This window comes from Rhodococcus sp. LB1 (assembly GCF_001583455.1).
GTDB lineage: Bacteria > Actinomycetota > Actinomycetes > Mycobacteriales > Mycobacteriaceae > Rhodococcus_F > Rhodococcus_F opacus.
In genome coordinates this window covers 31,382-39,682 of the sequence record NZ_LTCZ01000175.1, presented here as the reverse complement: position 1 = coordinate 39,682, position 8,301 = coordinate 31,382, and the positions used below count along the sequence as shown (strand labels likewise).

The 8,301-nt window shown below is 66.8% G+C and carries 6 protein-coding genes and 1 pseudogene; 4 read left to right on the top strand and 3 right to left on the bottom strand.

The features are described 5' to 3' along the window. Both AZG88_RS23700 and AZG88_RS23695 read left to right on the top strand, forming a co-directional pair. Positions 1-586, top strand: a 586-nt coding sequence (locus tag AZG88_RS23700; protein WP_197487919.1) for a sensor histidine kinase, incomplete at its 5' end; no start/stop codon positions are given. A 123-nt stretch (positions 587-709) separates the two neighbouring features. Beyond that, entirely contained in the window at positions 710-1,591 is an 882-nt protein-coding gene (locus tag AZG88_RS23695) for a universal stress protein (protein WP_061699389.1), read from the top strand. Positions 1,592-1,603: 12 nt separating this feature from the next. Here the strand turns inward: AZG88_RS23695 and AZG88_RS23690 are convergent, their stop codons facing one another. Beyond that, positions 1,604-3,937 carry a heavy metal translocating P-type ATPase gene (locus AZG88_RS23690; RefSeq protein WP_061699388.1) on the bottom strand — a complete coding sequence of 778 codons (2,334 nt, stop codon included), beginning with the start codon at positions 3,935-3,937 and terminating at the stop codon, positions 1,604-1,606. Between the two features lie 204 nt (positions 3,938-4,141). On the opposite strand from AZG88_RS23690, the pseudogene AZG88_RS23685 reads away from it, so the two are divergent. Then, positions 4,142-6,196 (top strand): annotated as a pseudogene (locus AZG88_RS23685) (cation-translocating P-type ATPase); the annotation flags it as partial. Between the two features lie 172 nt (positions 6,197-6,368). Beyond that, complete coding sequence (locus tag AZG88_RS55340; protein WP_306453433.1) at positions 6,369-6,887, top strand: cation-translocating P-type ATPase C-terminal domain-containing protein; 519 nt, start codon at positions 6,369-6,371, stop codon at positions 6,885-6,887. Positions 6,888-6,901: 14 nt separating this feature from the next. Here AZG88_RS55340 and AZG88_RS23680 read toward each other — a convergent pair whose 3' ends face one another. Continuing rightward, on the bottom strand, positions 6,902-7,150 hold the full coding sequence (locus tag AZG88_RS23680) for an acyl carrier protein (RefSeq protein WP_061699387.1): 249 nt from the start codon (positions 7,148-7,150) through the stop codon (positions 6,902-6,904). 8 nt (positions 7,151-7,158) lie between these two features. Beyond that, positions 7,159-8,295 carry a dihydrolipoamide acetyltransferase family protein gene (locus AZG88_RS23675; RefSeq protein ID WP_061699386.1) on the bottom strand — a complete coding sequence of 379 codons (1,137 nt, stop codon included), beginning with the start codon at positions 8,293-8,295 and terminating at the stop codon, positions 7,159-7,161. Positions 8,296-8,301: the final 6 nt, after the last annotated feature.

The window sequence follows — 8,301 nt, the reverse complement described above, 5'->3', positions numbered from 1 at the left end:
CCTGTCCGATCGCGATCGGATCGCGCGGGACCTCCACGACCACGTCATCCAGCGACTCTTCGCGGTCGGCCTGTCAATGCAGAGCACCTTGCAGAGGGCGAAGGCTCCGATCGTCAAGGAGCGACTCGAACAATCGATCGACGACCTTCACGACATCGTGCGTGATATCCGTACCGCCATTTTCGACCTTCACGGCGGTTCGGGTGGTATGACCCAGTTCCGACGGCGACTGCACGAAATCGTCGCCGAGACCACCGCGGATTCCGGGTTACGCACGACGGTGCACATGTCTGGCCCACTGTCCGTCATCGACGCCGCGCTCGCAGAACACGCCGAGGCAGTCCTGCGTGAGGCGCTGAGCAACGCCGTCCGACACGCGCGAGCCGACACGGTCACGGTCAGCATCTCCGTCTACGACGATCTCACCATCGAGGTCGCGGACAACGGCACCGGTATTCCGAAGAACGTCTCCCGCAGTGGATTGGACAATCTGGCTGTCCGGGCTCGGGAAGTCAACGGGCACTTCACCATCGACACCACCCCCGGTGGCGGAACCACGCTCCGGTGGTCGGCGCCGCTGCCCTGAACCGGGATCGGCTCCCCCCGCTCACAGAAGGTGGGGACCTTCTCCCCTACGCCGGTGACGGACGCACCGTAACGATGAGAGGTAGCGGCATTTTCTGCCGCGCGCTTCCTGGAGGAGAACACCATGACCGCCCGCCGCCCGATCGTTGTCGGAACAGACGGTTCACCGTCGTCCCTCCAGGCCGTCGCGTGGGCCGCGCAGGAGGCGGCGTTGCGTAATGCCCCACTGTCGGTGGTCTCGACCACGTTCGTGCCCGGCGCCTACGGTGTCCCGATCGGCATGCCGGAGAGTTTCTTCGACGACGAGGAACGCAACGGGAAGAACCGGCTGGCCGCCGCCGCGGAGATCGCCGCCCGAGCGGTACCGGGACATTCCCTCGACATTCACACCACCCTCTGCACCGGAACGCCGGCCGGTGAACTCCTCGAAAGATCGAAATCCGCCGCGATGGTCGTCGTCGGCTCGAACCGCCAGGGAATCATCGAGCGCGGCTTCCTGGGATCGGTCAGCGCCGCGGTCGCCACCCACGCACCGTGCCCGGTGGCGGTCATCCGCGGGCTTCCCGATACCGAGGTCACCCGACTCGAGGGGCCCGTCGTCGTGGGCGTGGACGGGTCGGCACACAGCGAGCCCGCCATTTCGCTGGCGTTCGAGGAGGCCGCCCTGCGGCAGTGCGAACTGGTGGCCGTTCACGCCTGGTCCGACGTCGACCTCCCCGTGCACCACGAGGGCGGCAGCGTCTCCGGGTGGAAGCAGGTCGTCACCCAGGAAACGGCCCTCCTGTCGGAGAGTCTCGCCGGCCGGGCCGAGGATTTCCCGGACGTCAAGGTTCGGACGATGGTCGTGATGGACCGACCGGTGCGCAACCTGCGCGAACAAGCCGACAACGCGCGACTTCTCGTCGTGGGTAGCCGCGGACGCGGCGGCTTCACCAGTATGTTGTTGGGATCCACGAGCAGGGCCTTGATGCACTCCGTCCGCTGCCCGATCCTCGTCGTCCGGTAGTGCCGACGGCTGTCAGTGCTCGTCGTCGACTCTCGGGGCGAGGGCGAAGTAGTCCTCTTCCTCCTGGGCGAAATGCAAACGCAGCACCGCGTACAGCCCGTACAGGCAGGCGAGAAGGTCGTCACGCTGATCCGGGCGGACTTCGCCGTGTGCCTCGACCGCGCCGAGGTGAGTTCCCAGGCGCCGGCTGAGTCGATCGATCTCCGCATGAGCCCTACTCATCGGGGCGGTGGCTTCCGCCGTTCCGAAGGCGTCCGCCAGCGCGGGATACAGTTGGGTCTCCTCGGCACGTTCATGGGGCAGGACCTGCTCCACCAGGACGGTGTGTGCTCTACGCACCGCCGCCAGTGTCTCGGTTCCGGGTTCGGCGGTCACCCGCTCTGCAGCGTCACGTATCAGAGCCAGCGCTCCCCGCAGATCGTCGTGCTCACGATCGAAACGCTGCAACAGCAGGCCGGTTTCTCGCGTCACCGTCAGTTCGGAGGAGCGGCCGCCTCGAAGGGCGCGCAGGGCGTTGAGGATGACCGCCACATCGATTCCTTCCTGCAGCAGGGCGCCGGCCGCGGGAGCGATCCAGCCGAACGCCGCGCCGATCATCGCCAACAGCGACAGCGTCATGCCGATGCCGGCACTCTGGATCGCGATCCGCCTCGACCGTCGTGCGATCTCCATCGCGTCCGCCAACCGGGCGAGGTGATCGGTCGTCAGCACGATATCGGCAGCCTCCGAACTGGCCGTGGCTCCCCGCGCCCCCATCGCCACTCCGACCGACGCCGCCGCCAAGGCGGGGGCGTCGTTGATCCCGTCGCCCACCATGATCGTGACAGCTTTGAGCTTCTCGGCCTGCACTGCCGCCACCTTGTCCACGGGAGTGTGCTCCGCGAGCACGGCGTCGAGTCCGACGATGGATCCGATTTCGAGGGCGGGCGCCCGGCGGTCTCCGGTCAGCATGATCAGTCGGTCCAGTCCGGCTGCCCGCAATCGCCGCAATGTGCGAGGTGCGTCTCGACGAAGCGGATCCCGCAGCAGGATCGCCCCTACCAGTGCGTCGTCGACCTGTACCCAGGCCACCGCCGCGCCGTCCAGCGCCGATCGCGTCGATACGGCCTCCGCCCAGTCCGGCAACACGCCGTGATCCGAACCGACCTTCACCGCACGACCGTTCACGATGCCGGTGACCCCGGTTCCCGCCTGCTCGCTGACATCGGTGGGCAGGGGAAGCGGACAGCCCCGAGCCCTCGCGAAGCGGACGATCGACTCGGCGAGAACATGGGGTGACAGCTGGTCGACGGCTGCGGCGAGTTGGAGTACCTCGTCGGGATTGTGGCCGGGAGCGGTTGCGACGTCGAGTCCGGATGGCCTGCCGGTCGTCAGGGTTCCCGTCTTGTCCATCACCAGGGTCCGAGCTCGCCCGAGTGTTTCCAGTGCTCCACCACCGCGGATGACGACACCGATCCGTGAGGCGCGGGACAACCCCGACACGATGGCGACAGGGGCGGCGAGCAGCAACGGACACGGGGTCGCGACCACGAGAACTGCGACCGCGCGCACGGCTGAACCGCTCAGCCACCATGCGACGGACGACACCAGGAGGGTCAGGGGAAGGAACCAGACGGCGAAGCGGTCCGCGATCCGTACGATCGGTGCCTTGTCGGCAGCGGCCTCCTGCGCCAGCCGGACGATGCCCGAATAGGTGCTGTCCGCGGCGCTCGCGGTGGCGCGCAGCTCGATCGTCGATCCGACGTTCACCACCCCACTGCGCACCGACTCCCCGACCTGTCGTTCGACGTGGAGCGACTCCCCGGTGAGCGCGGACTCGTCGAGGACGGCCGATCGGTCGGCGACGACGACGCCGTCGACGGGGACAACCTCTCCGGAGGCGACGACCAGCAGATCGGTGGGCTCGACCTCGTCCAAGGGGACGAGGACGACGTCTTGGCCGATCCGTTTGTGTGCTCGTCGTGGTGCGTGTTCGAGGAGGGCGCGCAGATCGCGTGACGCGCGCCGCTCCGCCGCGGATTCGAGCGTGCGCCCCGTCGCGAGCATGAACCCGATGAGGGCACCTGCCAGATACTCGCCGACCGCGAGTGTGCCCGCGAGGGCGAGCACGGCGATGAGGTCGACACCAGCTGTGCGCTGAAGGAGCGACACGACGACCCAGCCCACAGCGGGCACCAGGGACACCACCGTGCCGATCGCCCAACACGCGTCCGCGACGCCCGGCCGACCGAGCGAAGTGGCCACCACGCCGGACACGAGCGCCACCGACGTGACTGCGAGCAGGGTGGGTGCCAACAGCCTCGTGAGGCGCGCATTCCACGTTTCGCGGGTTCGTGTGTCGTGCATAGGCCTTCCCTCGTCGAGGGCCGACGCGTGAGGACGCGTGTCTCCATCGTCGCAGCCCGGACCCGGTTCGCGCTGCGTGCGACCGCAAGAGAGGACCAAGGTCCCTTTCCCCGTAACCGTCGATGGCGCACCGTCGGAGAAGAACCCCGCCGGGCCCGTCCCACGTGATCCGTACCGGAACGGCCCGACGACCAGGAGCGCGCGATGGTGACGGCGACGAAGACAGCTCGCGTGGACCCTCAGGAGTCGACCGACCGGCTATTGCGTGACCTCCGCACCAGACGGGATGGACTGTCACGGAGGGAAGCGGAACGACGAACACTCGTCTACGGGACCAATGAACTGATTCGGCATCGCGGTCGCACCTGGCCCCGGCAGTTACTGCGGCAATTCACGCATCCGTTGGCGCTGCTCTTGTGGATGGCTGCCGTTCTCGCCGTCTTCAGCGGCTCGGCGCCGCTGGGTGTCGCGATTGTCATCGTGATCCTGCTCAACGCCGCCTTCGCGTTCGTGCAGGAACGACACGCCGAGCGGGCGGTCGAAGCATTGGCGGCGTTTCTGCCGACCAGGGCGCGCGTCGCCCGCCAGGGAACGACGGAGACGGTCGATCTGCGGTCACTGGTGCCGGGTGACGTGATCTTCCTGTCCGAAGGCGACCGGGTGTCTGCCGATGCGCGACTTCTGTCGGGATCGGTCGAGGTCGACCTGTCGACACTCACCGGCGAGTCCGTGCCGGTTCTGATCCGATTCGACGCCGGGTCGACCACGGGACCGTTGATCGAGGCGCCGGACATCGTCTTCAGCGGCACCAATGTGGTGGGCGGCGATGCCACCGCGGTGGTGTTCGCGACAGGAATGCACACCGAACTCGGACGCATCGCGGCGTTGTCACAACGCGTCGGCCACGAGGAAAGCCCCCTCGAGAAACAGGTGAAGCGCGTGGCCTGGCTGATCGCGGCGGTTGCGGTGGCGATGGGTCTGGCGTTCATCCCGCTGGGGACGCTGATGGCGGGATTGTCGCTCGACGATTCGATCAACTTCGCCATCGGCCTGCTCGTCGCGAACGTGCCCGAGGGGTTGCTGCCCACCATCACGTTGGCTCTCGCGGTGGGCGTGCGCACACTCGCCCGGCAGGGCGCCCTCGTCAAACGTCTGTCGGCCGTGGAGACGCTCGGTTCCACCAGCGTCATCTGCACCGACAAGACCGGCACCCTGACGATGAACCGGATGCGTACCACCAAGTTGTGGACCCCGGACGGTGTCGTGACGTTCGACGGCGCCGTCGCCGTTCCGGCACCAGAGACTCCGGCAGGCCGGACGGCCCGGGCGATCGTCGCGTGCTGTAGTACGGAGATCCGCATCTCGAGTACCGGTGCCGAATCCGGTGATCCGACGGAGGTGGCATTGCTGCACGCAGCGCTGTCCTTGGGAGCCGCGACAGAAGACGCTGACGGAATCCGGTTGTCGCAGTTCCATTTCGACCCGGTGCTGCGCCGGATGTCCACCGTCGATCGTATCGGCGACACGCTGCACGTCCATGCCAAGGGAGCACCCGAAGTGATCTTCGATCGGTGTACCCGAATCGCCGGTCCGGCTGGTGTGGACACGGCCTTCACCGGTTCCGATCGGGAGTTCACCGCGAATCTCGTACGCGACTGGGCTCGCGAAGGTTTGCGTGTGCTTGCCGTCGCCGAGCGCGACATCGACGCGGGCACTCGCCCGGGACTGACGCGGGAAGAGGCGGAGAGCGATCTCACCCTCCTCGGAATCGCGGCAATGCTCGATCCTCCGCGTCCGGAAGTAGCGGCGGCCGTCGCCAGGTGTCATTCCGCGGGAATTCGGATCATCGTCGTCACCGGTGATCACGGCCTCACCGCGCGAGGGATCGCACAGAGCGTGGGGATCGGGCACGCAGGTCTGCGAGTCGTCACCGGCTCGGAACTCGAGCAGATGCCGGAAGCCGATCTCGACAGGTTGCTCGCCACCGACGTCGAACTCATCTTCGCGCGCAGTTCACCAGAGGCGAAGTTGCGGATCACCGACGCCTTGCGCGACAGCGGGCAGGTCGTCGCGATGACAGGTGACGGGGTCAACGACGCTCCGGCGTTGCGTCGTTCCGATATCGGTGTGGCGATGGGTAAGTCGGGCACCGATGTCGCGCGGGAGGCCGCGACGATGGTCCTCACCGATGACAATTTTGCGACCATCGTCAGCGCCGTCGAGGCGGGACGGAGGGTCTACGACAACGTCCGCAAGTTCATTGTCTACATTTTCGCGCACGCCACCCCCGAGGTGGTGCCGTTCCTCGTCTACGCACTGTCCGGCGGACAGGTTCCCCTCCCTCTCACGGTGATGCAGATTCTCGCCATCGATTTGGGCCGAGACCTTACCGGCGCTGGCGTTGGGCCGAGAGAAGGCCGAACCGGGCCTGATGGATCGGCGTCCACGCAAGCGCACCCAGAACGTGGTCGACAGGGGGATCCTCGTCCGGTCGTGGGGCCTGCTGGGAGGTGTGTCGGCAGTATTGGTGATGACGCTCTTCTTCGCGACACTTCTCGAAGGTGGCTGGTATCTGGGTGCCGATGTGGGCGCCGGAAGCCTGCACCACACCTGGCAATCGGCGACGACGATGAGCTTCCTGGGCATCGTCGCCTGTCAGATCGGGACCGCGTTCGCCTCGCGCACCGAACACGCGGCACTCACCGAGGTGGGGATCGCCTCCAATCCGCTGCTGCTGTGGGGAATCGCCTTCGAGGTGTGTTTCGCCGCGCTGGTCGTCACCGTCCCGGCGCTTCGACTCGTCTTCGGAACTGTGACTCCGTCATGGCATCAGGTGCTGTGGCTCCTTCCCCTGCCGTTCGTCGTCTGGGGGTGTGACGAACTGTGGCGGTGGCACCGGCGACGGACACCCCGCAGTACCGCGGCCCGATTGCCCGCCGGGATCGCGTAGTAGTCACTCGCCCGTCAGGCGTGGGTGCGCGAGGCAATGTATTCGACGATGTCCTCCACGGTCACCAGCGTTGCGTAGTCGGATTCCGGGATATCGACGCCGAACACGGCGTGCAGGCGCACCAGGAAGTTCAGCCAGTCCATCGAGTCCAGATCGACCTGGTCGCGTAACGGCACGTCCGGGGACAGTTCCTCGTCCTCGATCTCCGGGGCGATATCCCGCAATGCGTGTATGACTCTCGAGTCGATCGTCTCGCTGTTCATCGTCGTCCTCACCACCTGTCCGGCTGTTGAAGCAGTTCGCTGATTCTGGTCAGGAACTGTGCACCCCGTGTTCCGTCGCTGGCACGATGATCGGCGGCGAGGGTCGCTGTCACGACCGTCGCGACCTGCAGATCTCCGTCGAACACCCAGGGGCGTTCACTGGGCCTCCCGAAACCCACCAGCGCCACCTGCGGCGGATAGATCACCCCGAAAACCGAGGTGACCCCGCGTTCCCCGAGGTTCGTCACGGTCAACGTCGGGTCCGACATCTCGGAGCTGCGCAGCGAACCGGCACGGGCGCGGGTCACCAGGTCGCCGAGTTCCACCATCAGCTGGGAGAGGGGTTTGTCGGCGGTGTCGTGGATCGCGGGAGCGACCAGACCTCCGTCTCTCAGCGAGATCGCCACCCCGAGGTGGATGTGGGGTGCCGGCCGGAACTCGCCGTCCACCCAGTACCCGTTGAGGTCCGGGAACTGCTGGGCAGCGAGCGCTACCGCCTTGAGTTGCACAGCGGCGAGGAGGACTCGTTCGGTGATCGGTCGGGCGGCATTCTCGGTGCGCAACCACTTCGTCGCCGTCCGCAGTGGAATCTCGTCCATCAGGTAGTAATGCGGGATGTCCCGCTTGGAGCGGCTCATGGACGCGGCGATGGCGCTGCGCATGTCGCGGGTCTTGGCCTCGGCCGGTCCGTGCTCGATGCCGTGGGCTGCCGCCCGCTGGACGTCGTCGAGTGTGACCGCAGCGTCCGCGCCTGTCCCGGTGACACCGGCGAGATCGATTCCCGCTCTTTCCGCTTCCTTGCGCGCCCTGGGCGAGACCTTGCGTCGCGGTGCGGGTTCCCCTGCGGGGGTGGCCGCGGTGGTGCCGGGCACCCCATCGGCCGTGGGCCGCTCCGGTGGAGGTGATTCTCCGGGATTCAGCAGGGTCGCCAACGGGGTTCCGACCGACACGGTCGTTCCGGGCTCGACGAGCAGCCGGTGAACGGTGCCGCTCTGCCAGATCTCCACGTCTACGGCCGCTTTCACGGTGTCGACCGTCGCTATCGCCTGACCGCGCTCGACCTCGTCACCGGGTTTGACCAACCAGTCCGTCAACGTTCCTTCGTCCATGTCGGCGCCCAGGGAAGGCAGCGTGAAATCAAACATGGTTAT

Excerpts from the sequence above, each read along its gene's own strand:
- AZG88_RS23695 (WP_061699389.1), top strand. The coding sequence starts at position 710 with ATGACCGCCCGCCGCCCGATCGTTGTCGGAACAGACGGTTCACCGTCG.
- AZG88_RS23690 (WP_061699388.1), bottom strand. The coding sequence starts at position 3,937 with ATGCACGACACACGAACCCGCGAAACGTGGAATGCGCGCCTCACGAGG.
- AZG88_RS55340 (WP_306453433.1), top strand. The coding sequence starts at position 6,369 with ATGGATCGGCGTCCACGCAAGCGCACCCAGAACGTGGTCGACAGGGGG.
- AZG88_RS23680 (WP_061699387.1), bottom strand. The coding sequence starts at position 7,150 with ATGAACAGCGAGACGATCGACTCGAGAGTCATACACGCATTGCGGGAT.
- AZG88_RS23675 (WP_061699386.1), bottom strand. The coding sequence starts at position 8,295 with ATGTTTGATTTCACGCTGCCTTCCCTGGGCGCCGACATGGACGAAGGA.